20 protein-coding genes are annotated in these 25,007 nt (G+C 46.9%); 15 read left to right on the top strand and 5 right to left on the bottom strand.

All coding sequences use genetic code 11. The features are described 5' to 3' along the window. Positions 1–350 precede the first annotated feature (350 nt). From B5D50_RS11955 to B5D50_RS11930, 6 genes are all read left to right on the top strand, one after another. Complete coding sequence (locus tag B5D50_RS11955) at positions 351–1,802, top strand: putative nucleotidyltransferase substrate binding domain-containing protein (protein ID WP_078922872.1); 1,452 nt, start codon at positions 351–353, stop codon at positions 1,800–1,802. A 41-nt stretch (positions 1,803–1,843) separates the two neighbouring features. Continuing rightward, positions 1,844–2,041, top strand: coding sequence for a hypothetical protein (locus B5D50_RS11950; protein ID WP_078922871.1), 198 nt, complete (start codon positions 1,844–1,846; stop codon positions 2,039–2,041). Positions 2,042–2,050: 9 nt separating this feature from the next. Further along, complete coding sequence (locus B5D50_RS11945) at positions 2,051–4,816, top strand: sensor histidine kinase (RefSeq protein WP_078922870.1); 2,766 nt, start codon at positions 2,051–2,053, stop codon at positions 4,814–4,816. Then, positions 4,813–5,187 carry a response regulator transcription factor gene (locus B5D50_RS11940; protein ID WP_078922869.1) on the top strand — a complete coding sequence of 125 codons (375 nt, stop codon included), beginning with the start codon at positions 4,813–4,815 and terminating at the stop codon, positions 5,185–5,187. The genes B5D50_RS11945 and B5D50_RS11940 overlap by 4 nt, the downstream gene beginning before the upstream one ends. Beyond that, entirely contained in the window at positions 5,184–7,376 is a 2,193-nt protein-coding gene (locus B5D50_RS11935) for a 3'-5' exonuclease (RefSeq protein ID WP_078922868.1), read from the top strand. Before B5D50_RS11940 ends, B5D50_RS11935 begins: the two co-directional genes overlap by 4 nt. Positions 7,377–7,654: 278 nt before the next feature. Continuing rightward, a complete protein-coding gene (locus tag B5D50_RS11930) occupies positions 7,655–8,212 on the top strand; it encodes an ankyrin repeat domain-containing protein (RefSeq protein WP_078922867.1) in 558 nt (185 codons plus the stop codon). A 57-nt stretch (positions 8,213–8,269) separates the two neighbouring features. On the opposite strand, the gene B5D50_RS11925 is transcribed toward B5D50_RS11930, so the two are convergent. Both B5D50_RS11925 and B5D50_RS11920 read right to left on the bottom strand, forming a co-directional pair. Continuing rightward, positions 8,270–9,097: a dienelactone hydrolase family protein gene (locus tag B5D50_RS11925; protein ID WP_078922866.1), complete on the bottom strand. Its 828-nt coding sequence runs from the start codon at positions 9,095–9,097 to the stop codon at positions 8,270–8,272. Positions 9,098–9,189: 92 nt separating this feature from the next. Continuing rightward, complete coding sequence (locus tag B5D50_RS11920) at positions 9,190–10,098, bottom strand: DMT family transporter (RefSeq protein WP_078922865.1); 909 nt, start codon at positions 10,096–10,098, stop codon at positions 9,190–9,192. A gap of 76 nt (positions 10,099–10,174) precedes the next feature. On the opposite strand from B5D50_RS11920, the gene B5D50_RS11915 reads away from it, so the two are divergent. The 5 genes from B5D50_RS11915 (at position 10,175) to B5D50_RS11895 (ending at position 16,875) form a co-directional block, all read left to right on the top strand. Continuing rightward, the gene (locus tag B5D50_RS11915) at positions 10,175–11,944 is read left to right on the top strand and encodes a hypothetical protein (protein ID WP_078922864.1); all 1,770 of its coding nucleotides are present in this window, start codon (positions 10,175–10,177) and stop codon (positions 11,942–11,944) included. A gap of 70 nt (positions 11,945–12,014) precedes the next feature. Continuing rightward, entirely contained in the window at positions 12,015–12,377 is a 363-nt protein-coding gene (gene uraH, locus B5D50_RS11910) for a hydroxyisourate hydrolase (RefSeq protein ID WP_078922863.1), read from the top strand. A gap of 3 nt (positions 12,378–12,380) precedes the next feature. Next, complete coding sequence (xdhA, locus tag B5D50_RS11905; RefSeq protein WP_078922862.1) at positions 12,381–13,850, top strand: xanthine dehydrogenase small subunit; 1,470 nt, start codon at positions 12,381–12,383, stop codon at positions 13,848–13,850. Further along, the gene (xdhB, locus tag B5D50_RS11900; protein WP_078922861.1) at positions 13,847–16,156 is read left to right on the top strand and encodes a xanthine dehydrogenase molybdopterin binding subunit; all 2,310 of its coding nucleotides are present in this window, start codon (positions 13,847–13,849) and stop codon (positions 16,154–16,156) included. Before xdhA ends, xdhB begins: the two co-directional genes overlap by 4 nt. Continuing rightward, a complete protein-coding gene (locus B5D50_RS11895) occupies positions 16,153–16,875 on the top strand; it encodes a MipA/OmpV family protein (RefSeq protein WP_078922860.1) in 723 nt (240 codons plus the stop codon). Before xdhB ends, B5D50_RS11895 begins: the two co-directional genes overlap by 4 nt. Positions 16,876–16,992: 117 nt before the next feature. Here B5D50_RS11895 and B5D50_RS11890 read toward each other — a convergent pair whose 3' ends face one another. The 3 genes from B5D50_RS11890 to B5D50_RS11880 form a co-directional block, all read right to left on the bottom strand. Next, entirely contained in the window at positions 16,993–17,319 is a 327-nt protein-coding gene (locus B5D50_RS11890) for a hypothetical protein (protein WP_078922859.1), read from the bottom strand. A gap of 184 nt (positions 17,320–17,503) precedes the next feature. Next, a complete protein-coding gene (locus B5D50_RS11885) occupies positions 17,504–19,072 on the bottom strand; it encodes a GTPase family protein (protein ID WP_078922858.1) in 1,569 nt (522 codons plus the stop codon). Continuing rightward, entirely contained in the window at positions 19,047–20,189 is a 1,143-nt protein-coding gene (locus B5D50_RS11880) for a YcjF family protein (RefSeq protein WP_078922857.1), read from the bottom strand. Before B5D50_RS11880 ends, B5D50_RS11885 begins: the two co-directional genes overlap by 26 nt. Before the next feature lie 221 nt (positions 20,190–20,410). On the opposite strand from B5D50_RS11880, the gene xdhC reads away from it, so the two are divergent. From xdhC to B5D50_RS11860, 4 genes are read left to right on the top strand one after another with little or no spacing between them, the layout of a single operon-like run. Beyond that, the gene (xdhC, locus tag B5D50_RS11875; RefSeq protein WP_078922856.1) at positions 20,411–21,448 is read left to right on the top strand and encodes a xanthine dehydrogenase accessory protein XdhC; all 1,038 of its coding nucleotides are present in this window, start codon (positions 20,411–20,413) and stop codon (positions 21,446–21,448) included. After that, positions 21,438–22,994: an ABC transporter ATP-binding protein gene (locus B5D50_RS11870; protein WP_078922855.1), complete on the top strand. Its 1,557-nt coding sequence runs from the start codon at positions 21,438–21,440 to the stop codon at positions 22,992–22,994. Before xdhC ends, B5D50_RS11870 begins: the two co-directional genes overlap by 11 nt. Next, a complete protein-coding gene (locus B5D50_RS11865; protein WP_078922854.1) occupies positions 22,991–24,073 on the top strand; it encodes an ABC transporter permease in 1,083 nt (360 codons plus the stop codon). Before B5D50_RS11870 ends, B5D50_RS11865 begins: the two co-directional genes overlap by 4 nt. Continuing rightward, a complete protein-coding gene (locus tag B5D50_RS11860) occupies positions 24,073–25,002 on the top strand; it encodes an ABC transporter permease (RefSeq protein WP_078922853.1) in 930 nt (309 codons plus the stop codon). Before B5D50_RS11865 ends, B5D50_RS11860 begins: the two co-directional genes overlap by 1 nt. The last annotated feature ends 5 nt before the right edge of the window (positions 25,003–25,007 follow it).

Here is a 25,007-nt window from a genome sequence, read left to right as displayed (position 1 = left end):
TAGGATAACGGAAGCCCCTACTGATCGGTAGCCTCCTTACAAAAATTTACACAAGCCACCACTGAGATTGGATAGTAGGTGCACTAAGTTTAGAACACGGTTGTTAGTTAAAGTCGTTCGTTGCACAGCAGCATTAGCAATTAAAAAAGGTTATACTATCAAAATTAATACATGACACTAAAACCATTGCTTTTTAGCAAGGATTTAATAGCCAAAGTTGATGGCTCACAGGTTTCACTTGCTAAACATCAAGGTAGGCCTTGGCTTAATTAGGCTAAACTTCTGCGAATAAGCCGTGCGAGAACATAAGGCTTGGGTCAGTTAAAGTGTGTACATCCGAGGAGGAAAGGATGGAGGCTGAAAAGCGTGTAGCTGATTATTCTTTATTAACGCTGCCAGTGCGTGAGTTAGTGCGCTCTGCGGTCACGGTTAATGAAGAGACGAGTATTCAAGCAACGGCTGCGCAAATGACGCTAGCCAATAGTCATACCGCCTTGGTCGTTCAAGACCAGCACTTAGTCGGCATTGTGACCGATCAAAACTTTCGGGTACGGGTCGTGGCCAGCCAACATGATCCGCAAGATCGAATCGCTAGTATCATGACTCCCCAGCCGATGACTCTGCCCCCTAATGCGCCGGCTAGTGAAGCGATGCTGATAATGGCTAACCATAATATTCGGCATATCCCAATCGTTGATCCACACAATCAAGCGATTTTAGGTGTGGTCGGTGGCACAGATTTATTACGCAGCCATAGCCATAATGCGATTTATTTAATTGGTGATATTTATCTCGCTCAAGAAGTCGAGACGCTCAAAGAGTTGAGTTTACACCGCCCTAAAGCTTTGGTTAGTATGGTCAAAAGCCTCACTAGCTATCATGTATCGCATGCCATTAGCTCGATTGGGCAAGCCATCACGCGCAGACTTTTGCAGTTAGGCGAGCAAAAGCTTGGACCTCCTCCAGTGCCTTATGCTTTTTTAGTGGCGGGTTCTTTAGCACGCTTTGAGCAAACTGCATATTCTGATCAAGATAATGGTTTAATTCTCTCTGATGCTTATCAAGAAGCTGAGCATGGTGAGTATTTTAAACAGCTGGCTGATTTTGTTTGCGATGGCCTAGATGCTTGCGGTTATGAATATTGTCAAGGTGGTATTATGGCATCTAATCCACAATGGCGGCAGCCTTTATCCGTGTGGCGTAAGTATTTCGCGAAATGGATTGAAACACCCGATCCACAAGCCTTGTTATATTCAACTATTTTCTTTGACCTGCGTTGTCTGTATGGTGAAACAGCCTTATTTGATGATTTGCATCACAGTATTTTGGCACGCACTAAAACAGGTAATTTATTTTTAACGCATATGGCGGCCAATGCTTTGAATTTCCGTCCGCCTTTGGGATTCTTTAAAGGTTTTGTGTTAGAAAAGCAGGCTAATGGCGAAAAGACCTTGGATATGAAAAAGCGTGGTGTTGTACCTGTGACAGATGTAGCACGGGTTTATACCTTAGCAGCGGGTTTACCTGTGACCAATACACGCGAGCGCTTACAAGCTTTGGGTGAGGCTAAATCGGTGGGAGCGGATCGACTGGCGAATGTCTTAGATGCTTTTGAGTTCATTAGCCTGACGCGCTTACGCCATCAAGCCCGGCAAATTGAAGCAGGGCAAGCGGCTGATAATCAAGTCGCCCCCAATGAGTTATCAGAGTTTGAGCAACGTCACTTAAAGCATGCCTTTGAAGTGGTGACTGATTTTCAAGATAACTTAGCCCAGCGTTATCAGGCGACTAGCTTACGTTAGCCTGATGGTGATTAGCCTGATGGATGAAGGGAGGAGTTTTTATGTTACGCGGGATGACCTCAGCACGCTTAGTCGCTTTGTTCTTGTTGGGGGGTGCACTCTTAAATTTCCCCTTACTGGCTTTATGGGATAAAGATCTGACGATCTTCGGTGTGCCTTTATTTCCGGCGGCCTTATTTATTATTTGGGCCGGTTTGATTGCTAGCCTCGCTTGGTTAATGGAATACGATGAACATTAGGGGGGAGCGATGATTTCTAGTAGCCTCGTTATTGCCGTTTCCTTTTTATATCTATTAGTCCTGTTTGCGGTGGCTTGGTTTGGCGATAAGCGAGCTGCAGAAGGCCGCTCAATTATCGCCAGTCCTTGGGTCTATGCTTTGTCAATGGCAGTTTACTGCACAGCTTGGACTTATTTTGGCAGTGTGGGGCGGGCTGCGAACACAGGTTTATGGTTTTTGCCAATTTATTTAGGGCCGATGCTGGCGATGATTTTAGCTTGGATCGTGCTGCGCAAAATGATTCGCATTGCAAAAACTTATCGGATTACTTCTATTGCCGATTTTATTGCCAGTCGCTATGGCAAAAGCCGTAGTTTAGCAAGTTTAGTTACCCTCATTACCATTGTCGGTATCCTGCCTTATATTGCTTTACAGTTGAAAGCAATTTCCAGTGGCTATGCGATGTTGACCACGCCTTTAGGTGAGCCGCGCCAAGAAATAGGGCTATGGTTAGGGGATAGTACTCTGTATATCGCGCTGGCTTTGGCAGGTTTTACGATTATATTTGGTACACGGCATTTAGATTCCACTGAACGCCATGAAGGGATGGTGGCTGCCATTGCTTTTGAGTCGATTGTGAAATTAGTCGCTTTTTTGGCGGTTGGGCTGTTCGTGGTCTACGGTGTGTTTAATGGTATGGGGGATTTGTTTGCCCAAGCTTTGGCAAACGACCAGCTCAAACCTTTATTGATGCTAGGGCAAGGGACTCAAGAGTTTGCTTATCCGCAGTGGTTTGCTTTGATTATTCTCGCCATGCTATCGGTAATTTTTTTACCACGTCAATTTCAAGTGATGGTGGTCGAAAATGTGGATGAGCGCCATCTTAAGCGGGCGAGTTGGGTATTTCCGCTGTATTTATTGCTGATTAATATTTTTGTATTACCGATTGCCTTGGGTGGTCTGTTATTTTTCGGGCAAGGCGCAGCGGATCCTGATTATTTCGTGCTGTCCTTGCCTTTAGCGCATGGCTATGAATGGTTGGCTTTGTTTGTGTTTGTCGGTGGCTTATCGGCTGCGACTGGTATGGTCATTGTTGAGGCGATTGCAGTGTCGACGATGGTGTGTAATGACTTAGTGATGCCCTTTTTATTACGGACTGAGCGGTTTGGTAGTCGGGCGAGCGGTGATTTAACTGGATTACTGCTGATGATTCGGCGGGTCGCAATTCTAGGGATTTTATTGCTGGGTTATTTATATTTCCGCGTAGCAGGTGAGGCTTATGCGTTAGTTAGTATTGGTTTGATTAGCTTTGCAGCGGTTGCTCAATTTGCCCCAGCAATGCTCGGGGGGATGTATTGGAAGGTCGGTAACCGCCAAGGTGCACTAGCAGGCTTATTATTGGGTTTTGCCTTGTGGATTTATACCCTACTGCTCCCGTCTTTAGTCAAGTCAGGTTGGCTGGATGCAGGCTTAGTTACGGATGGTCTATTGGGTTTAGCGTGGTTAAAGCCAGAGCAACTGTTTGGTTTGCAAGGTTTAGACAATCTCACCCATGCTTTATTTTGGAGTTTATTCGCCAATATTAGCGCTTATGTTCTAGTCTCTTTGTGGACACGCCCGGAAGCGCGTGAAGCCAGCCAAGCTTTATTATTTGTCGATGTGTTTGAGCGGACTGCGAGCACCCATCCGGTATTTTGGCAAGGGCGCGCTAAATTATCGGATTTGCGCAATCTGACGGAGCGGTTTTTAGGTGTAGATAAGGCTGAGCGCTTATTCACCGAGTATGCGCGGCGCTTAGGTTTGGCGCAGACTAAAGATATTCCGGCGAATGCTCAATTAGTCCAATATGTTGAAACCCAATTGGCGGGCGCGATTGGGACGGGTTCGGCGCGGATGATGGTTGCTTCTGTGGTAGAGGAGGAGCAGCTCGATCTCGATGATGTGATGCGTATTTTGGAAGAAGCCTCGCAACTTCGGGCTTATTCCAAAGCTTTGGAAGAAAAGTCGCTATCCTTAGAAAAGGCAACGAGTGAATTGCGCGCTGCGAATGAGCAATTGAAGAGCTTGGATAAGCTCAAAGACGATTTTATGTCTTCGGTCACTCATGAGTTGAGAACTCCGCTGACCTCCATCCGTGCTTTCACTGAAATGATGCTAGATGATGATGAAATGGATCTTGAGCAGCGGCGACAGTTCTTAGAAATTGTAGTCGGTGAGGCTGAGCGCTTAGGCCGCTTAGTCAATCAAGTTTTGGATATGGCTAAGATTGAAGCAGGGCATGCAGAGTGGCATAACAGTGATGTTGATATTCAGTCGGTGGTTAAACAAGCAATCAATAGTATTTCGGGTATGTATTTAGAAAATGGCTTGAGCTTGAACTTGCACGGGGAACATGAAGAGATTGCACCTATTCGGGCTGATCCTGATCGTTTAATGCAAGTCATGCTGAATCTGTTATCGAATGCGGCTAAGTTTGTACCCCATCCGGGGGGGATCGTGGATGTCTATATCACGGATACCACTGAGGGTGTGACTGTGGGGGTACAAGATAATGGCAAAGGTATTGCCAGTAATGAGCAAGAACAAGTTTTCGAAAAGTTCCGGCAAGCGGGTGAATTTTCAGATCGTCCACAAGGTACAGGTTTAGGTTTACCCATTAGTCGCCAAATTGTGGAGCATTTTGGTGGGCGGATGTGGTTGGAGTCGGAGTTAGGTGCAGGTGCGCGGTTTAGCTTTTTCTTACCGCGCCTAAAGGATGCTCAGCAATTAGAGCGAACAGAGGAGGAGAGCGCATGAGTGCAAAGGTATTAATTGCCGATGATGAACAGAATATTTTAATTTCCCTTGAGTTTTTAATGAAGCGTGAAGGTTATCAAGTGAGTGTTGCCCATGATGGCCAAGAAGCGATTGATGCAGTTGCTAAAGATAAGCCTAATTTAATGCTCTTAGATGCGATGATGCCTAAGAAAACGGGTTTTGAAGTTTGCCAAGAAATTCGCTCCAATCCTGATAATGCCGATATTATTATTCTTATGCTGACTGCCAAAGGACGTGATACTGATATGGCAAAAGGCTTGGCTTTGGGCGCGGATGCTTATATGGTAAAACCATTTTCGACTAAGGAATTAGCGCAAAAAGTCCGAGAGCTATTAGGTGCTGCGGGATGAAAAAAACAGATTGGCGAATCATTGCCGGTACAACCATTGTTGGCGTGGTGTGCTTAATTTGGTTATTTGTTTCGGGTGGCTTGATTTGGCTTGCGTTAGAGGAAAGTGAGCGTGCGGCTGCTGCGGTGGCTATTGGTCCGCGCATCGCGCTGTTATTTTTAATGTGGGCGGTGTCTTTGGTTGCCGTCTGGATGGTACTCGGCTATTTGGTGCGCTATTTCATGACAGCACCCGCACGGTTACTAGAAAATGCTCAGGTTTTATTAGGCACGGATGTGAAGCGGAGCTTAGTGCCTGATGGGAGTCCAGAAAATAAAAAACTCACAGAATTGATTAATCAGTTAGTCGAGCAACGCGAAGCCTTACGTGAAGAAATGGATCAGCGGGTGCAAGAAGCCAGCCGGAATACAGAATTAGAAAAAAATCGCTTAGCGGCCTTAATGTCTGAACTCACCCAAAGTGTGGTGGTCTGCAATTTAGATGGGCGAATTTTGCTCTATAATAATCGGGCACGCACCCAGTTTCGCGCTTTATCCAAAGCCCCTTCGGTGGCGGGCGGGGTAGAGTTAATTGGTTTAGGGCGTTCGATTTATAGTGTATTTGATCGCAAACTAGTGGCTCATGCTTTAGAAAATATTCAGCACCGTTTGCAACGGGGTGCGGCGATGCCTTCTGCACAATTCGTCACGACGACTCAGGCTGGACAATTACTGCGCGTGCAAATGACTCCTGTCCGTGCTGTGAAAATACCAGAAGAAGGCTCAGATGATGCCCCACTTCAAACCAATGAGGTAACGGGTTTTGTTTTGATGTTGGATAATATTACCCGTGATTTTGAAGAGGATTCTGAAAAAGATCGGGTTTTATACTCACTGACTGAAGGGAGTCGGGCTGCTATTGCCAATGCACAAGCCGCAGTGGAGGTCTTAGAATATCCCGACTTAGAGCCAGAAATGCGTGAGCGCCTATTGTGTGTAGTACGCGATGAAATTCATAGCCTCGGTAAGCGCATTGAGGAAATGCAAACTTCTTCAGCCAATAGCCTGCGTTCACGTTGGCCTTTGGAGGAAATGCTTGGGGCAGACTTAATTGAAGCGGCGATTCGCCGGATTGAGGCCAGCTTACCAGTCAAGGCGAGCACGGATCAGGTTGATACCAGCCTCTGGCTGAAGGTAGAAAGCTTTTCCTTGCTGCAAGCGTTAATTCATTTAGCAGGTAAACTCCAGGTCGAATGCCAAGTGCAAACCATACAATTGCGTTTACAGAGTAATGGTCAGCGTGCTTGTTTGGATATGCTTTGGTCACCCTTGGAGGAGGGGACTAAAGCGGTAATTGGCTGGGAAATGGAGCAGATTAAAGTTGGCACGGAAACCATGTCACTAACGGTGCAAGATGTGCTCACTCGGCATAGTGGTGATTCATGGGTAGAGCGTGAAGCAGAGACTGGGCGCGCTTTCTTCCGGCTCTTGTTACCCTTAGCAACGCCACAAGAAGAATTAGCCGCAGGTACTTTCCTGCGCAGTGAAAGTCGGCCCGAGTATTATGATTTTGATTTGTTTAAAAGCTCTGAATTATCGCGCTCTTTGGATGATAGTTTGCTGACTGAATTGACCTATACGGTCTTTGACACAGAAGCGACGGGATTGAATCCTGCTGGAGGGGATGAAACGATTCAAATCGGTGCGGTGCGTATTGTGAATAATAAACTCTTGTATCATGAGTTTTTTGAACAGTTGATTGACCCAAAGCGCACGATTCCACCAGAGACCATCCCGATTCATGGGATTACCCCTGAGATGGTGAAAGGGCAGCCGACGATTGAATCGGTACTCCCTGCTTTCCATACCTTTGCCCAAGAAACAATTTTGGTGGCGCATAATGCGGCTTTTGATCTGCGCTGCTTTCAAGTTAAAGAAAAAGCAACAGGAGTCGTATTCGACCATCCAGTTTTAGATACTTTATTGCTTTCAGCGGTGGTGCATCCTAATCAAGAATCACATCGTTTAGAGGCGATTGCTGAGCGTTTTAATGTCACTATTATTGGTCGACATACTGCGATGGGGGATGCAATGGTCACAGCAGAAATTTTTATGAAAATGATTCCCCTATTAGCAGAAAAAGGCATTCATACTTTAGGTGAGGCGCGGGCAGCCGCTCAAAAAACCTTCTATGCACGGTTAAAATATTAAAAATAGGTGCTGGTGCGAATTGGCGCAGTGATTCTGTTGTTTAACAGTCAGTGAAATACAATCCAGCTAGCGGGTTTTTATTGATTGAAAATCAGCGGCTTGCTGCACACTCTACTGCTGATCAAGCAAATTCTGTCAAGGTGAAAACTAATTTCCTTTCATCCTGTATTTACTGCTTTTTACCCGAAAAAGCCCCAGTATTCTAGGTTTATCCATCTATGCTTAAAAGGATAAGGAAGCTTTTTAAGCAGAATAAGTTGAGAAAATAGGGTTTGATAATGATGCCGTCTATACGTTCTGTATTTTTGCTCTTATTGGTTTTATCCGAACCTAGTTTCCCGCAGACCAGCTCTGAGGATCAACGTGGGCGCGAAGAGGCTTTTATCAAAACCGTATTAGCAGACCAACCTGAGCCGATTCTAGAAGCCTTAAAACAAGGTGCGAATGTCAATCAAATTACTGGTACAGGGCAAACCATACTCTGTGCAGCGAGTATGTTGGGTAAAACCAAGGCAGTGAAGGTCTTGATTGATCATGGTGCTCAACTCTTAGATAGTTGTGTGGTCAGTGCCGTCGCGAATGGTCATGCCGAGATTGTGGCTTTATTTTTAGATCGAGGTAAAAGCCCTGATATTCTTACTGGCGAGTCACAAGATACTTTATTGCATTTGGCCGTGCGTTCAGGTTATGTCGATGTTACGGAGTTATTGGTCGCACGCGGGGCTGATTCGAAAATTAAAAATGAAGATGGGCAAACTCCACGTGATCTAGCCCAACAAGGTATCCAGCTTTTAGAAGCGATTAGTGAGGTATTGCAACAGGCCGAAGAAGATTAAATCTTTAAGCCTGCGGAGGCTTTCAACCCCGCAGTTCTCGCCTTTGAAGGCTAGATTCTAAGTTCCTAGGTGGGTCTTTAAGAACTCCAGAGTACGCTCCCAAGCTAATTTAGCATTGGCCTCGTCATAGCGTGCACCTGTAGGATTAGCAAATGCATGATCAGCGTCATACCAATACACGGTTAAGCGATCTTTTTTGCCAGCCTTGTCCATTTCCTGCTCAAAGCCACTGACCATTTCTTGGTTAATACTTTTATCAAGTTTACCGAATTGACCCAAGACTGGGCCATTTAAGGCTTTTAAGTCATTTGCAGTTTTGGTGACATTGCCATAATAGATAATGGTTGCATCGACAGGGGTTGCAATTGAGGTATTAAGTGACCAGCCACCGCCAAAGCACCAGCCTAAAGTAGCGACTTTACCATTCACCCGTGGATGTTTTTTTAAATAATCGACCCAGCCAACCATCGTTTCTTTGGCAATTTTAGGATCTAAATCGCCCATTAAGGCTTTGGCTTCATCGGGTGTACTCGCAACTTTACCGCCGTATAAATCCACCGCTAAAGCCACATAACCGAGATTGGCCAATTCAGCGGCGACGGCTTTAATTTGATCGTTCAAGCCCCACCATTCATGAATTAAAATCACGGCAGGTGCTTTTTCTGCAGCGGGCAAAGCAAGGGAGGCTTGAACCTTGGTATCCATTTCTAAACTAATCGACACTTCTTCAGTGCTGGCTGCTGCGGCTTTCGCTAGCTCTGGATAGGCCAATACTGTGGCTAAAGGTAGGCAAGCTAAACCTTGTAAAAATAAGCGCCGTTGGGTTGAGTCCAGTTTAATCGGGGCTAATTGGGTTTGAGTACCGCAACCGTGTAAATCACACATGTATTTCTCCTCGACTGACTATTAAACAATGCAAGCAATAAACCCCATAAAACAACAAAAGTTTTGATGGGGTTAAGCGTTTTTTTAAACATTTAGCGAGTAGCTTGCCGATAATTAGCGAGTACAATCCCCGCAGCAACCAGCACTATACCCAATAAATGATAAAGATGAAGTTTCTCGCCAAGCAAGACGACCGCAATTAAAATCCCTGAAATCGGCACAACATGGGCAAATTGTCCAGCACGATTGGCACCAATGCGTTGTGTGCCATGATTCCAGAATAAATAAGAAAGTACGGAAGGGAAAATCGCCACATAAAGCACGCTACTAATACTGATGCCATTCAAAGGCATGCTTCGAGTGGTCATGATAATTTCATACAGATACAAGGGTAGGATTCCCAAGATACCAATCGCTACAGTATAACCTAAGATCGGTAAACCCTTGAGTTCATTCGGTAGCTTGCGTAGCAGGACGGTATATAAAGCCCAATCGAGGACAGCGACTAAAATGATCAAATCACCGGTATGAAAATCCAGCTGAACCAGCTGCTTAAGCTGACCTTGAATCAGGATGACCAAGACACCTACGAGGGAAATAAGAATGCCTAACCATTGACGCGGACTTGCAAACTCACCTAGTAAGAGGCTGGATAAGGCAATAATAAAAATCGGATTCACTGATTGGAGCAATACGCCATTAGTCGCAGTAGTGGTCTGTAAGCCTAAATACACTAAGGTATTAAAGCCACTCACTCCCAATAAGCCTAGGGCAAGTACCAAAGGGAAATGCTGTTTAAAAGCCGTCCATTGTGCCCGCATAGGCCGCCATACCAAAGGCAATAAAATTAAACCCGCCACTGCCCAACGCCAGAACGATAAGCCCATCGGCGGTATTTCTACATTAAAGGCACGGGCTACATTGAAATTACCTCCCCAGAAGCTTGCAGCCAAGACCAATAAGAGATAAGGCGAAAAGCGGTCAAGAAAACTGTTATTCATGAGTGAGGTATTCTGTGTGGCTAGGAATTTCAGCTATGATAGCCGAATAAATAAAATTGCAGGAGTGATTAAGGACATGAGTAAAGGCAAACTGCTCATTGCAGGGATTATTTTTGGTGTACTGGCGATCTTTGCTTTCATTGGCGTGAAGAGCATGATGAGTGACCATAAACTGGTGACTCAAGACACTGGGTATGCACCGATTTTACCGGAAGGCTCAGGTTCAGCAGGCTCAAACTCAAGCTCAGTGATAGTCGGCGGAGAAGGTACAGAACTAGGCACTGGTACGCTCCCTACGACTACCTCACCCGCCACCGAGCCTAATCTTGCGAACCAAGATCGCCCGTTACCCGGCAATACGCCTAATCCCTCCGATGTGATTAGCTTAGAAGGTGAACCACAAGAATCGGTTGGGCAAGTCAATGCAGGTACTAATCCGCTGCCCAGTGATCCGAACACAACAACCGTGACCGCAGCGCCAGCCGGAGCAGGTACGACAACTTCCACGCCGGCCTTGCCCACAACGACTGATCCTAATGCGCAAACAACGCCGCTGAATACTAATCCTACTGAGCTAGCACAAGGACCGATGGGGAAATTAGGTTTAACGATTCTAGATAATGCTAGCCCGAGTGGTGCATTGAATGGGGAGTTTTTGGTATACGACACAGAAGGTGTACAGGTTGCTTCTTTCTCAGGCAGTGATACCACGAATTTTTCTTTGCCCCCCGGCAAATACTTAGCCAAAGTGAGGGCGAATGGTAAAGAAGCTTCCCGCTTGTTAGAGGTATATGCCGATAAACTCACCAATGCCCGTTTTGAAATGCCAAGTACCGCCGTAGCAGGCACGAGCACGGCTGGGACGAGTCCTGCTCAACCCATGGCTCCTAGCCCCCCCGCTGCTACCAATACCAATGGCCAGGTCTATATTTCTGTGCGTGCCGCTGAAAATAATCGAGCACTTCGTTCGAATATTTATGTGCAAAAGCAAAATGGTCAGCATGTAGCGAAAAGTAATTATGCGGAGGGTGCAGAATTCTCCTTAGAACCAGGTGCTTATAAAGTGACAGTGAAGGTGGATGGGCGGCAAGATGTGGTACGCACACTTCAAGTCTCGGCTAATGGGATTGCCCGTGAGACGATTATGGTTCCACCGGCAGGGAAGACTGCTCCTGCTCAGCAAGTGCAACAAACTATTCAACAGCCTGCTCAGGCTACTGTGCAACAGACTAGCCCTCCTCCTGTTGCTGTGCAGCCGGAAGGCTTGTTACGCTTACGCTTAAATACGGGGCAAGGTTTACCGGAGCAAGCCCGCTTTGTGATTCGTAATAAACAAGGTGAGCGAGTAGCGACTGTTGGTCCTGCACCTCAGGGTGAAATTAATTTGCCTGCAGGGACCTATGAGATTACGGCAGGTATTCAAGGTCTACGGCAAAGCCGCATTATTGAAATTGGCAATGGGCGGGTGAGTGAGCTTGCCTTTGAAGCGGCTGAAATCATTGGTCAAAAACCCGTACCTGCTGTACCTGTGCCACCCCAAGTTGCACCCGCACAAGTGGGGATAACCTCCCCCACGCAGACACCTGCCCAGCAAAATGGTGGACGTTTGCATTTATATGCAATTTCGGGCGTGGATCGTCAGCCGTTACGGGTCAATTTCACAGTGATGACACTGCAAGGCCAACCCCTTCAATCCTTTAATAATGTCACCTCGGCCGAGCTGCGTGTACCCCCACAGCCTGTACAGGTCAGGATTAATTATCAAACGATGAGTGGTACGGAAGTGATTAATGTCTTGCCAGACCAACCTACGGAATACACCTTTACTATTTCACCGTCTAACTAATTTTAGGTACAAGGGCGCTGAAACGAGCGCTCTTAGTTTTTAAGTCGCTCATTACCATCGGGAATCTGTTATGGGTAAGCTCACCACTCATGTTTTAGACACCGCCAATGGCTGCCCCGCCGCTGGTGTAAAGATTCACTTATATCGCTGTGCGAATGATGGCACACGGACTCTCATCAAAACCGCGACAACCAATCATGATGGCCGCTGTGATCAGCCCTTACTCACAGATGTGGAGCTGGAAGTGGGAAGTTGGGAGCTGGTCTTCCACATGGGTGCTTATTTCTGGTCTAAAGGCAATCCTAATACCGTCAGCGAACCCCCTTTTTTAGATTTGATCCCTATCCTCTTCGGAGTCGCTGATCCCCATGCACATTACCATGTGCCTTTGTTGGCTTCACCTTGGAGCTATTCGACCTATCGCGGGAGTTAACTGATGCAAGCTGCCACACGCAATAAGCTAAGTTTTATGCTGGATGGTAAGCGCATTGACCTGAATACGCTTAAGCCTACCACGACGGTTTTGAGCTTTTTGCGGGAATACTTGAATCGTACTGGTACGAAAGAGGGCTGTGCAGAAGGTGATTGTGGAGCTTGCACGGTCGTTGTCGCTGATCTGCATCGAGGTGGATTGCGCTATCGAGCTATTAATGCTTGTATTCAATTTTTACCGATCTTGGATGGGAAATGTCTCTATACCGTTGAAAGCTTGAAAAGACAGCAAACTCTACATCCGGTACAACAAGCCTTGCTCGATTGCCATGCTTCGCAATGCGGTTTTTGTACACCGGGTTTCGTGATGTCGCTGTTTGCCCTGTATAAAACGCAAGCTCAACCAAGCCGTGAGCGCATTGCTTCGGCTTTATCAGGGAATTTATGTCGTTGTACGGGCTATCGTCCGATTCTCGAAGCTGGGCAGCGCATGTATCACTATGCTGAATCCTTGCCCGCGACGCAGCGTGATCTGGTTTCAGCACCCGTTGGGGATAGCACAGGGCAGGCTGAATTAATCGCCCAACTCCAAGCCCTAGCTTCGAATTCAAGTCTCTATTTGCAGCACGAAGACGCTAGTTTTTTTGCCCCTCAAACGCTGAATAAATTGGCAGATTATTTAATAGCTGAGCCAGATGCACGCAAATTAGCAGGGGGGACAGATCTAGGTTTATGGGTGACTAAACAGCATCGCGATTTAAATAAACTGGTTTATCTCGGCGCAGTGGCTGAGTTAACGCTGATCAAGAAGACCTCGGAGGCGTTAGAAATCGGTGCAGCCGTCAGCCTTGAGGAGGCTTATCAAGCTTTGACCGCTGAGTATCCAGAGCTAGACGATTTATATGAGCGCTTTGCTTCGCTACCAATTCGGAATTCCGGTACGCTGGTGGGGAATCTTGCGAATGGCTCACCGATTGGCGATTCAATGCCTGCTTTAATCGCCTTGGGTGCCAAGCTAGTCTTACAGCAAGGTCAGCACATACGCCATTTAGCCTTAGAGGCTTTTTATTTAGGTTATCAACAGCAGGACTTGAGAGAGGGTGAATTTATCCGTGCTGTGTTAATACCTTTACCTAAACCCGCTCAAATCTTTCGTACTTGGAAAATCGCTAAGCGCTTTGGTCAGGATATTTCAGCGGTGTGTGCAGCATTTGCACTTGAGCGAGAGGCGGGGCAGGTCACTGCCATTCGTATCGCGTTTGGCGGGATGGCGGCTATTCCTAAGCGTGCTACTCACACTGAACAGGCTCTGTTGGGGCAAGTCTGGAATGCTGACTGCTTAGAGCAAGCTATCCCAGCACTAAGGCAAGATTTCCAACCGCTCACCGATCTGCGTGCTAGTGCGGATTATCGCGCATTAGTGGCTGCGAATTTATTGCGTAAATTTTTTATGCAGGTGGAGGGTCAGCTATGAGTCATCTACAGGTGGGGCAAGCGTTTCCCCATGAAAGTGCTGCTCTGCATGTGAGTGGTGAGGCGCGTTATATTGATGATTTGCCTGAGCCGAAAGGTATTTTATATGCTGCTGTCGGTATGAGCAGTCAAGCCCATGCAGGTTTGAAGCGTGTTGATTTAACTCGAGTACGTGAAGCGGCTGGCGTGATTGCCGTGATGACGGCAGCCGATATTCCGGGTGAGAATCATTTAGGGGGAGCTTTAAAAGATGAGCCAGTATTGGCTGTAGATAAGGTCGAGTATTTAGGTCAGTCAATCTTTGCGGTCGCTGCCACTTCAGTCGAAGCCGCTCGGCGAGCAGTATTATTGGCAGAGATTGACTATGAGGTTTTGCCGCATAATCTCGATATTCGTGCAGCGGTAGCGGCACAGCAATTTGTATTACCGACGAAAACTTTAGAGCGTGGTGCGGCCAAGCCAGCGATTGAGCAAGCTGAATACCAATTAGCGGGTCGCTTTCAACTCGGTGGGCAGGAGCAGTTTTATCTAGAAGGGCAAATTGCTTTGGCCTTACCCCAAGAGGATGGGCAGTTCCTCATTCACAGTAGTACTCAACATCCGCATCATGTGCAAGAAGTTGTCGCCACGGTGCTCAATCGCAGGCAAAAAGATATTGTTGTTGAATGTCGGCGCATGGGCGGTGGCTTTGGCGGTAAAGAAAGTCAGCCGAGTTTTTTTGCTTGTGTCGCTGGATTATTAGCTCAGCAAACTGGGCAGGCAGTTAAATATCGGGTGGATCGAGATGATGACATCCTTTTGACGGGCAAGCGGCATTGTTTTGATATTTGTTATCGCGTGGGTTTTGATGCCCAAGGCCTGATTCAGGGTATTGAATTGGATTATGCCGCCCGCTGTGGGATTTCGGCGGATTTATCTGGACCGGTGAATGATCGCAGTATGTTTCATGCGGATAATGCTTATTTCTTAGAAAATGTCGCCATCGTTTCTTATCGTTGTAAAACCAATTCACAATCGAATACTGCCTTTCGGGGTTTTGGTGGTCCGCAAGGCATGATGGGGATTGAATATGTCATAGATGAAATAGCCCGTTATTTGCAGCGCGATGCTTTAGAAGTGCGGCAAGCTAATTTCTACGGCAAAGCGGGAGTCCGTGATCTCACTCAATATGGGATGCAAGTTGAGGATAATATTATCCCTGAGTTAGTGGACGAGTTAGTTGAGCGCTCTCAATATCGTGCGCGGCGTGCTGCGATTCGTCGTTTTAACCAAAGCCATCAATGGGTGAAAAAGGGGATCGCGCTCACGCCCGTTAAATTTGGAATTTCTTTCACTGCGACTTTTTTGAATCAAGCGGGTGCACTGATTCATATTTACAATGATGGTACCGTGCAGCTTAATCATGGCGGTACTGAAATGGGGCAGGGCTTATTCACCAAGGTCGCGCAAGTAGTCGCAGAGGAATTACAGATTCCGATGGAGCTGATCCGCTGCACCGCTTCGAGCACTGAAAAAGTCCCGAATGCTTCTGCAACAGCAGCTTCTTCTGGTTCGGACCTGAATGGAATGGCCGCCCAAGCCGCTGCACGTACTTTAAAGCAGCGCTTGCTTGATTTCTTAGCGGCGCATTATCAACTCCCCGTGAGTGAAATTGAATTCAAAGTCGGTCGGATCGTGGTAGGTAAAAAAGCCGAGCTGAGTTTTGCGGAATTGGCGCATTTGGCTTGGTTTAATCGGGTATCTTTATCCGCGACGGGGTTTTATAAAACGCCAAAAATCCACTATGACCCCCTCACCATGAGTGGCCGCCCCTTTTATTATTTTGCTTATGGAGCAGCAGTATCAGAAGTCGAAGTCGATACCCTAACCGGCGAATATCGGGTGCAGCAAGTGGATATTCTGCATGATGTCGGTGAGTCTTTGAATCCCGCCTTGGATCTTGGGCAGATTGAAGGTGGCTTTGTACAAGGTATGGGCTGGCTGACCACTGAGGAATTGTGGTGGGATCAACAGGGACGGTTACGTACACATGCACCCTCTACTTATAAAATCCCAGTTGCTAGCGATGTACCGGAGCGTTTTAATATTCATTTAGTGGATAAAAAACCTAATCGCGAAGCCACTATTTATCGCTCCAAAGCTGTCGGCGAGCCGCCTTTAATGTTGGCAATGTCAGTGTTTTTTGCCCTCAAAGAGGCGGTAGAGAGTGTGGGCAATTATCAGCATAGTAGCGGTTTACGTGCACCTGCTACCCCTGAGGCGGTGTTAATGGCGATTGAAGCTTTACGAGCAAAGGTTAAGTCATGAAAAATTTATCTGTTCTTAGTTTAATTCTCTTACCCTGCTTAGCGGTTGCCGAAGGGCCGTCCAAACAATGGGATTTAGGCTTAGCAGTCACTGCACGCCAATCTCCTTTTGTCGGTGGGGACGCACAACTGGGGGTTAAGCCGGTGATTTTAGATAGCTCAGGCTTTGCCATTGATGGCCCAGCGCTGGCTTTGATTAAAACCCCACGTGCTCAGTATTATGTAGGGGTGGGTTTAGATGAATGGGATCATGAGCGCGGTGATAGTGCCGATTTAAGTGATATGCATGAACTAGATCGTGCGATTAATCTGCGAGTCGGAGGGGCGTGGAAGCTTTTGAGTGGGGTGACTTTATTTGATCTTGCCCAAGATATGACTGCACATAAAGGAACGCAATTAAAAGCCCGCTATACTTTTAATCCTGAACCCTATCAAGCTAATTTCCGCCCTTATGCTGAGCTTCAATGGCTGTCCGATAAAGTTACTGATTATTATGTCGGCGTGCAGGCGGATGAAGCCAAACTTGGTCGACCCGCTTATCAAGCGGATGCGGCTTTTGCCTTTAGAGCAGGTTTGGCAATCGAGCAGCCTTTAAGCCCCAGACTCACTTTAGTCGGTGATGCCGCTATTACGGCTTATGACTCACAAATTAGCGATAGCCCGATTATTGAACGCAGTCAGATTTGGAGCGGGGCAATAGGGCTAAGGTATAATTGGTGAGAATAGATCAGTCGTATCTTAAGTGTTATCTGGCACTAGATTCTAATGCTTGTGCCTGTTTTTTAAAAAACTTAAAGCACTCAGGGTTTTTTAACGGGTTGATTGCGTTTAGCTTGTTTATTGCTGTCTAAGAAGAACGGTAACTCTTTTTTTCTTTGGGTGATGCTTAATTTCAACAATATCTTTTACAGGTACTTGACGTAAAATTTTACCTGTAGCAGACGCTGCTATTAAGATAGAAATGACTAGTATAGCCAAGATCCATAAAGGATCAAGATGAGGGTGGGTAGGCTGGGCGGGGGCATAAATAATGTAAGCAAAATAACTAATAGAAAGACTGAGAAAAACAAAAGAAAAAGTAGGCAGTTTTTGTGAGTAGGTTTCGATAATTAAATAGTCACCCTCGATTTTCGCTTTATTGGCAATGATTTTTCGAACACTCATCAACGACACTCCTGAACTATGAGTGATTTAATTGCTGTAGAGAGTTTTTCAAAAGTGTTTTTTATTAAATGTAGCGATTAATTAAGAAACAATCAACACAAAAAATAAATTAAATCAGGTATGATGATTAATTTTCAATCTCATTATGTAAATAAATGATAATATTATTTTATACCATTAAATTTTATTTAATGGTATCAGTCTTGTTAGTGCGGCTTGAGCTAAACAAGGATTTCCCCAACCGATAAGCGCGTTTAAACTGCTCCTGTACTGAAAAACTATCACTCGCTTCAAGACGACGGCGATTCAGTTGCACTTGCATGCCTTGCTCATAGCATTGATCCAATAGCTTTTCTAGCGCCTCTAAATTATACGGCGGTTTATCTTCGCTCACCGATAGTGGAGTTATCGACTGAAAGCCCAGCAGGTTTTGGTTGTAATCCAAGGCATCACGGATATTGCGTGCTTTTTGAGTGGTCGGATTTTGCAAATCATAAGGCGGTTGCCACTCCTGCTGTGGGGCAAGGCGATCAATTTGATTGAGCACTCCAAGCAGCAGAGGTTGGCGGCGGGCGCGTTGTTTAGGATCATCCAGCCAAGCTTGCCAGCGTGCTTTGAAATGGGTATCCAAGGAGCGAGCCGGTTGGTTGGCTTTTAACACCCACAAGACCACATCACTTTGCAACATTTGTTCTAATAGATAATTATCCTTGTCTGGCTTACCCTCTAAACCGGGTAAATCCACTAAATGCATGGCCTCTAAATCCGGCTCTAATTTGGCTTGATACACTGTTGCGGTTTGCGTCGAAGGCAGTTGATTGACTTCTGCCACCATCGAACCAAGCAAGGCATTAATAATTGAGGATTTACCGGCACTCACCTGCCCAATCAGACAGACTCGCAAGGGTTCAAGTGGTACAGCTAAGCGCTGTTGGTCGGCTTTTAAGGTTTCACTTGCACTGAGTTCTTCATCACTGACTTTAAAACGCCCGCTGTAGAGATCAATCACTACGCTGGCGACTTCTTGTAACAATGTTTGTTTAAGTTTGGCTTGAACTTCATCTTTTAAACCCGTGAATACATGATCCAACAGCTGCCCGCGTGCTTCAGCGAGCCAACCTGCGGGTGTAAAAATTCGCAGAATCCGATAAATATTCCAGACACGCTGTAGGGTTTCCTGCTTATCACGATGATCATAAACCATGCGCACCATTGATAAATTTAGCTTTTCTACCAAAGGTACATGTTGCATCAGCAAAAGCCGATAGCGCCGACTCACCTCCTCAGTCATGCGCAAGGCTTCAGGAATAGTAAAGGCGAGTTCACGGCGTGAACGGGTAGGGTGATATTGCGTGGCCGCGAGTGTGGCTAAATCTAAACTGTAGTTACGCAGCATGTACCAATCCGCATTGGCGGCAAGTTGCTCCTCAATACGGGTATTTAGCAGTAACCAGACTTGCAAATCGAACGGTGTCCAGTTTTTCGAGGCTGTTACCCAAGCTTCGCTCGTTAAGTCCTGTGTATCCATCCTTTTTTTGACTTGGCGGCGCAGGAAGAGTAAGGGAATAGCAGCAAGAAAGGTGAGGAGGGTAATTAATAAGACTAAGGCCAGCAGATAGCCCTCACGATAAATTGATACGATGCCAAAGCCCACCACGACTAAAATTGGAATGCCAATCAAGAGCGCAATAAAGGGCGCAATTTGCTCAGAAAGGCGTAAAAAACTACTAAGACTGGTCTGAGTTTGGCGCATCTTGAGGGGTATCGTGAGCGTGGTTAGTTGGCTTAGGCAACAGGGCGCTTAAGGCTTGTTCATACAGGCTTTGTAGCTCGGAGGCATCCACAGTTTCACCTTGGGTTTGATGATATAAATATTTACTGGCCGCCCGTCCTAAGGCGTAGGTGGTTGCGAAGCTTAAACTAGCCGCTGTCGCCGTGCCAATCGTTTGCCCATAGACTGGAATTAATTTGGCCAATTGGCGAAGGCCTAAGCGGGTGAGATATTGCACCCCAAAACTTGCGCCTAAAGCGGCTGCAAATTCAGTGAGGCGCTGTTTATCCCAAGCCACTGCGTATTGATTTGCTAAGCTATGCAGCATTTTGCCTTGAATACTCGGTACAGCCACCAAGCCCACAGCAGGCAACATGTCACTCGCGGCAGCAGCCCCTGCATACCAAAGAACTTCTTTTTTTAGATGCTCAAAATTCTTTTCTTCCTGATTAGCATTTAGCAAGGATTCACTGAATTGAGCAAGGATGGGTAAGAGTGCCATTAAAGCTTGTTTTAAAGCAACAACGCCTGAGATGGTGGGATCATCCGCCATAAAATCGACAGCAACTTGAGGCCGTGGTTTAGCTAAGACCGCTTCCACTTGCGCTTGATTATGAGCCAGTGCTTGTTGACGCTGAATCGGGTCAGGTACTTGCAAAATACCCGTATGCACCACGAGATAATTATTGATTCGACCGGAGGCACGAATTTGCTTGAGGGCTTTGAGCACATCGCTTTGCTCGGGATCATCCGCTTTCATCACGATCAGCAAGGCATGGCTACGATCTTCGCAAGCGGCTATATCGTCACGGGCATCATAATCCGCTTCAGACAAACCTCGCGTATCTAAAAAGCGTAACAGGGCTTTATCTTGTGGATAATCATAAACCTTAGCGGTTTTAGTACAGGGCTGAAAGCCATTGCCAATATCAATCTTGCTATCGCCCGTAAGTGCCTGAATTAATGAGGACTTACCCGCCCCAGTTTTACCTAAGAGCCATAGGGTTGGTAAATACTGTGCCTGCTGAGCAAACACATGGGCTAGCTCTGGATTTTTACTCGGATTCGCCCAAGCACTAACACGTTCAGACCAATTCATACACAAGCCTTATCCTAGATATATGTACTAATTTAGGGCCTAACTCAGACAAAGCAAGTAGTTTGAATGCGGTTTGGTTATTCTGTTAGCTTGGTAGGCAGATTAAAGCAGCTATACCCTGAACAAGCGAAGCAAGTTAGAAATCCATTGAATACATCGCTAGGCTGTAATACTGTAACAATCTGCCAGCAACCTTCCGCTGTATAAGGCCACGCTCTACGATGCCAGCACTAAGCACATATTCTATTAAAGGCTTGCCTGATTGGCTTCGAGGCTTGCAAGCCGCTATGCAGGCGCAACAAGCCTGCATTTTAGTGACTTTGGTGAAAGCTCAAGGCTCGGTTCCCCGCGAAGTAGGGGCTAGAATGTTAGTGAGCGAGCAAGGCAGTATCGGCACGATTGGGGGGGGGCATTTAGAATGGCAAGCGATTCAGCGTGCTCAAACCTTGTTAGGCCAGCACCAAGCCATGAATTGTCTTGAGAGCTTTAGCCTCGGGCCGCAATTAGATCAATGTTGTGGGGGGGTGGCCACCCTGTATTATGAATCCTATCCCACAACACAGGTGACTTGGCTTAAGACCGTTTTGCAGCGTTGGCAGCAGGGCTTAACGACAACATTAAGCGCTTATCCGCACCGTTGGCCGCATAATGGGCGTGGACGAACGGTGTTGACAGTAACACCTCGCCAAGCTGCTATTGAACTGATCGAGCAAACTCCGGGTGAATTCTATTTAGTGGAGTGTTTAGGTCCTCCACAGTTTAAGCTCGTCTTATTTGGCGCTGGGCATGTTGCCCAAGCCTTAGTGCAAATCCTCCGCTTGTTAGCCTGCCACATTATTTGGGTAGATAGTCGCGCTGCTTTATTTCCAGAATTGGCGAGTGAGCAAGAAGCTAGTATTGATTGTCGGGTTACACCACCGGCCGCTTTTGCAGCAACTCAAGTTCCCGCCCACAGTTTTTGCCTGATTATGACCCATGAACATAGTCTGGATCTGGAGATTTGCGCTCACTTATTGGCGCGTTCTGATCTGGCTTATGTCGGTTTGATTGGCTCTGCTACCAAGGCCGCCCGTTTTCGGAAGCGCTTAAGCGAGCAGGGTTTGAGTGCTGAGCAAGTAGCCAATTTAGTCTGCCCTATCGGTGTCTCTGGGATCCAAGCTAAACAGCCCGCTGCCATTGCCATTGGTGTTGCGGCACAGCTATTGCAGTTACATGCAGCAGGCTGTGCTGCCTTAGGAGAACACGCTTATGCATCATAATGAAACGCCCCCTCGCTTAGAATTACGCGGCATTACCAAGCATTATCCTGCGGTAGTAGCGAATCAAGCGATTGATTTGGTGGTTCAGCCCGGTGAGATTCATGCGGTACTGGGTGAGAATGGTGCAGGTAAAAGCACCTTAATGAAGATTGTGTATGGTGTAGTTAAGCCTGATGCGGGTCAGATTATCTGGAATGGGCAGACCGTGCATATTCGTAGCCCTGCCCAAGCACGTGCTTTAGGGATTGGCATGGTCTTTCAGCATTTCTCGCTGTTTGATACTTTGACCGTAGCACAGAATATCGCCCTAGCCCTCGAACCGGGGCAAGCTATTCAGGAATTATCTGCTCGTATTCTAGAGGTGTCGACACGCTACGGTTTGCCGCTAGAGCCAGATCGGTTAGTGCATTTATTATCTGTTGGCGAGCGCCAGCGCGTGGAGATTGTGCGTTGTTTATTGCAAGCACCACAATTGCTGATCATGGATGAACCCACTTCAGTCCTGACGCCACAAGCTGTCCGCAAACTGTTTGAGACCTTGCGGCGTTTGGCGGCAGAAGGCTGTAGTATTTTATATATCAGCCATAAACTGGACGAAATTCGTGAGCTTTGCCATACCGCGACGGTTTTACGAGGGGGGCAAGTCACCGGTACCGCCAATCCTCAGCTTGAAACCTCGAAAAGCCTTGCTGAGCTAATGATTGGTAAAGAATTACCAGCTTATAAACGTAGCCAAGTGCGTCAAGTCGGTGAGCCACGTTTAGTGATCAATGATTTGAGTCGCCCTAGTGATGATCCGTTTGGGACTGCACTGGCACATATTCAATTAACCGTGCATGCGGGTGAAATTGTGGGGATCGCAGGGGTTTCTGGTAATGGTCAGCAAGAGCTGTTGTATGCTTTAAGTGGTGAAAAGCCCGGTCAAAGTGAGGCTGTACTGATTAAGGGGCAAGCTGCTGGGCAATTAGATGCGGCGGGGCGTCGCAGTTTAGGTTTACGCTTCGTACCTGAAGAGCGCTTAGGGCGGGGGGCTGTGCCTGAAATGTCGTTAGAGATGAATGCACTGCTGACAGGTTATGCCAATGGCCTAAGTAAACACGGTTTTATCCAATACCCTAAGCTTCGAGCCTTTTCCAATGCGTGTATTGAGCGCTTTAAGGTCAAAGCAGGCGGGGCTACGGCTGCTGCAAAAAGTCTATCTGGTGGCAATGTGCAGAAGTATATCGTTGGGCGTGAGCTCATGCTCAACCCCGAGGTACTGGTGATTGCGCAGCCCACTTGGGGCGTGGATGTGGGGGCGGCGAGTTTTATTCGCCAAACCCTATTGGATTTAAGCCAAGAGGGTGTCGCGGTCTTAGTGGTTTCAGAGGAGTTAGAGGAACTATTTGAGATTTGTGATCGGATTGCGGTGATCGCAGGAGGGCAGTTATCCGCTGCTAAGCCGGTCGCACAGACGAGTATCGAGGAAATTGGCTTATTAATGGGCGGTGCACGACTCATGGCAAATACGGCAGATACGCATGAACAACAAGGGGTTGGTTTATGATTCGTTTAGAGCCACGTCCTGAACCTTCACAGGTGATGATTTATCTTTCTCCTGTGCTGGCGATGGCTTTAATGCTAGTGGTTGGCATGATTGTATTTACGCTGTTAGGTCAGCCGCCGTTGAAAGCGTTTCATGCTTTCTTTATTGAGCCGATCAACGATTGGTATGGCTTTGGTGAGTTATTAATCAAAGCCTCACCCTTGGCCTTGATTGCTTTAGGTTTAGCGGTGGGTTTTCGTGCCAATATTTGGAATATCGGTGCAGAAGGGCAGTTGATAATGGGCGCGATTGCTGCTGGTGGTGTCGCTTTATGGCTACAAGCCAGTACGAGTATTTGGATTTTATTGCCCTTGATGTTGGTCGCGGGTGCGCTAGGTGGGATGTTTTGGGCGAGTATTCCGGCTTTATTGCGTACCCGCTTTAATACCAGTGAAATTCTGGTGAGTTTAATGTTGGTCTATGTGGCTAATTTAATTTTAAGTTGGTTAATTCATGGACCTTGGCGTGATCCTGATGGTTATGGTTTTCCACAATCGCAGATGTTTGAATCCAACGCTTTATTGCCGATTTTGATTGAAGGGACAAGAGTACATGCGGGAGTGCTGATCACCTTAGTTGCCTTGCTGGTGGCTACGGTGTTTTTTCGCTGGAGCTTAACGGCGTTTCAAATGCGTGTGTCTGGTTTAGCGCCAAAAGCGGCTTTGTATGCAGGTTTTAAGCAGAAAAAAATGGTGTGGCTCGGTTTATTAGCAGGGGGTGCAGCGGCGGGCTTGGCAGGTACAGCGGAGGTGGCAGGACCGATTGGGCAACTCTTGATGCCGATTTCGCCTAATTATGGGTTTGCAGCCATTATTGTAGCTTTTGTGGGGCGGTTGCATCCGCTAGGAATTGCCTTAGCCAGCTTATTAATGGCTTTGCTGTATTTAGGTGGGGAGTCTGCACAAATGCAATTAGCACTACCAGCGGCCGTCAGTGGTGTCTTTCAAGGGATGTTATTGTTTTTCTTATTAGCAACCGATGTCCTGATTCAGTTTCGGCTGCGTTGGACGCATAAGTCTGCCGTCGGAGTTACACCGTAATGGATACGAATACCCTGATTTTAATCCTAGTTGCCACCGTAGCCGCCGCTGTGCCATTGATTTTTGCCGGTTTAGGCGAGCTGGTTGTCGAAAAGTCAGGCGTACTCAATCTTGGGGTTGAGGGCATGATGATTGTGGGTGCCTTGTGTGCTTTTATTGTTGCCACAGAAACAGGTTATTTATGGTTAGCGACGATTGTTGGTGCGGCAGCAGGGGCGTTAATGGCGCTGATTTTTGGCTTTATCACCTTGAGTTTAATGGCAAATCAAGTCGCAACCGGTTTGGCTTTGACAATTTTTGGAGTGGGGTTAAGTGCATTCGTTGGGCAAGCTTATACCAGTGTGGCCTTGGATGGGATTAAAAACTTAAGTCTTCCGGGATTAAGCTCAATACCTATACTGGGCAAACTATTATTTTCTTATAATATTTTAGTGTATTTAGCGTTAGTGGCTTTTATGGTGATTGCTTGGTTTTTATATAAAACCCGGGCGGGTTTGATTCTGCGTGCCGTGGGCGAGTCGCCTGCTTCTGCCCATGCTTTAGGTTATCGTGTGATTCGGATTCGTTATTTTGCGGTATTATTCGGGGGAGCAATGGCGGGTTTGGCGGGTGCTTATTTATCACTTGCGTATACGCCACTTTGGGCAGAAGGTATGACGGCAGGACGGGGCTGGATTGCCTTAGCTTTGGTGGTCTTCGCTACTTGGCGACCTGGGAGGGTTTTAATCGGCGCCTTATTATTTGGCGGAGTGACAATTGCACAATTCCATGCTCAGGGTTTGGGCGTGGAGCTGCCTTCACAGTTTTTATCTATGTTGCCTTATCTGGCAACCATTGTTGTGCTGGTGTTGATTTCGCGGGATGCGGGGGTGATTCGTTTGAATGCGCCCGCCTCCTTAGGTCAGCCTTGGCATAACGAACTTCACTGAAGCTT

The sequence above is a fragment of the Thiothrix eikelboomii genome, from assembly GCF_900167255.1.
Lineage (GTDB): Bacteria > Pseudomonadota > Gammaproteobacteria > Thiotrichales > Thiotrichaceae > Thiolinea > Thiolinea eikelboomii.
This window is presented reverse-complemented; position numbering and strand designations above follow the sequence as displayed.

Coding starts and splice junctions, on each gene's coding strand:
- B5D50_RS11955 (WP_078922872.1), top strand. CDS start 351: ATGGAGGCTGAAAAGCGTGTAGCTGATTATTCTTTATTAACGCTGCCA.
- B5D50_RS11950 (WP_078922871.1), top strand. CDS start 1,844: ATGTTACGCGGGATGACCTCAGCACGCTTAGTCGCTTTGTTCTTGTTG.
- B5D50_RS11945 (WP_078922870.1), top strand. CDS start 2,051: ATGATTTCTAGTAGCCTCGTTATTGCCGTTTCCTTTTTATATCTATTA.
- B5D50_RS11940 (WP_078922869.1), top strand. CDS start 4,813: ATGAGTGCAAAGGTATTAATTGCCGATGATGAACAGAATATTTTAATT.
- B5D50_RS11935 (WP_078922868.1), top strand. CDS start 5,184: ATGAAAAAAACAGATTGGCGAATCATTGCCGGTACAACCATTGTTGGC.
- B5D50_RS11930 (WP_078922867.1), top strand. CDS start 7,655: ATGATGCCGTCTATACGTTCTGTATTTTTGCTCTTATTGGTTTTATCC.
- B5D50_RS11925 (WP_078922866.1), bottom strand. CDS start 9,097: ATGTGTGATTTACACGGTTGCGGTACTCAAACCCAATTAGCCCCGATT.
- B5D50_RS11920 (WP_078922865.1), bottom strand. CDS start 10,098: ATGAATAACAGTTTTCTTGACCGCTTTTCGCCTTATCTCTTATTGGTC.
- B5D50_RS11915 (WP_078922864.1), top strand. CDS start 10,175: ATGAGTAAAGGCAAACTGCTCATTGCAGGGATTATTTTTGGTGTACTG.
- uraH (WP_078922863.1), top strand. CDS start 12,015: ATGGGTAAGCTCACCACTCATGTTTTAGACACCGCCAATGGCTGCCCC.
- xdhA (WP_078922862.1), top strand. CDS start 12,381: ATGCAAGCTGCCACACGCAATAAGCTAAGTTTTATGCTGGATGGTAAG.
- xdhB (WP_078922861.1), top strand. CDS start 13,847: ATGAGTCATCTACAGGTGGGGCAAGCGTTTCCCCATGAAAGTGCTGCT.
- B5D50_RS11895 (WP_078922860.1), top strand. CDS start 16,153: ATGAAAAATTTATCTGTTCTTAGTTTAATTCTCTTACCCTGCTTAGCG.
- B5D50_RS11890 (WP_078922859.1), bottom strand. CDS start 17,319: ATGAGTGTTCGAAAAATCATTGCCAATAAAGCGAAAATCGAGGGTGAC.
- B5D50_RS11885 (WP_078922858.1), bottom strand. CDS start 19,072: ATGCGCCAAACTCAGACCAGTCTTAGTAGTTTTTTACGCCTTTCTGAG.
- B5D50_RS11880 (WP_078922857.1), bottom strand. CDS start 20,189: ATGAATTGGTCTGAACGTGTTAGTGCTTGGGCGAATCCGAGTAAAAAT.
- xdhC (WP_078922856.1), top strand. CDS start 20,411: ATGCCAGCACTAAGCACATATTCTATTAAAGGCTTGCCTGATTGGCTT.
- B5D50_RS11870 (WP_078922855.1), top strand. CDS start 21,438: ATGCATCATAATGAAACGCCCCCTCGCTTAGAATTACGCGGCATTACC.
- B5D50_RS11865 (WP_078922854.1), top strand. CDS start 22,991: ATGATTCGTTTAGAGCCACGTCCTGAACCTTCACAGGTGATGATTTAT.
- B5D50_RS11860 (WP_078922853.1), top strand. CDS start 24,073: ATGGATACGAATACCCTGATTTTAATCCTAGTTGCCACCGTAGCCGCC.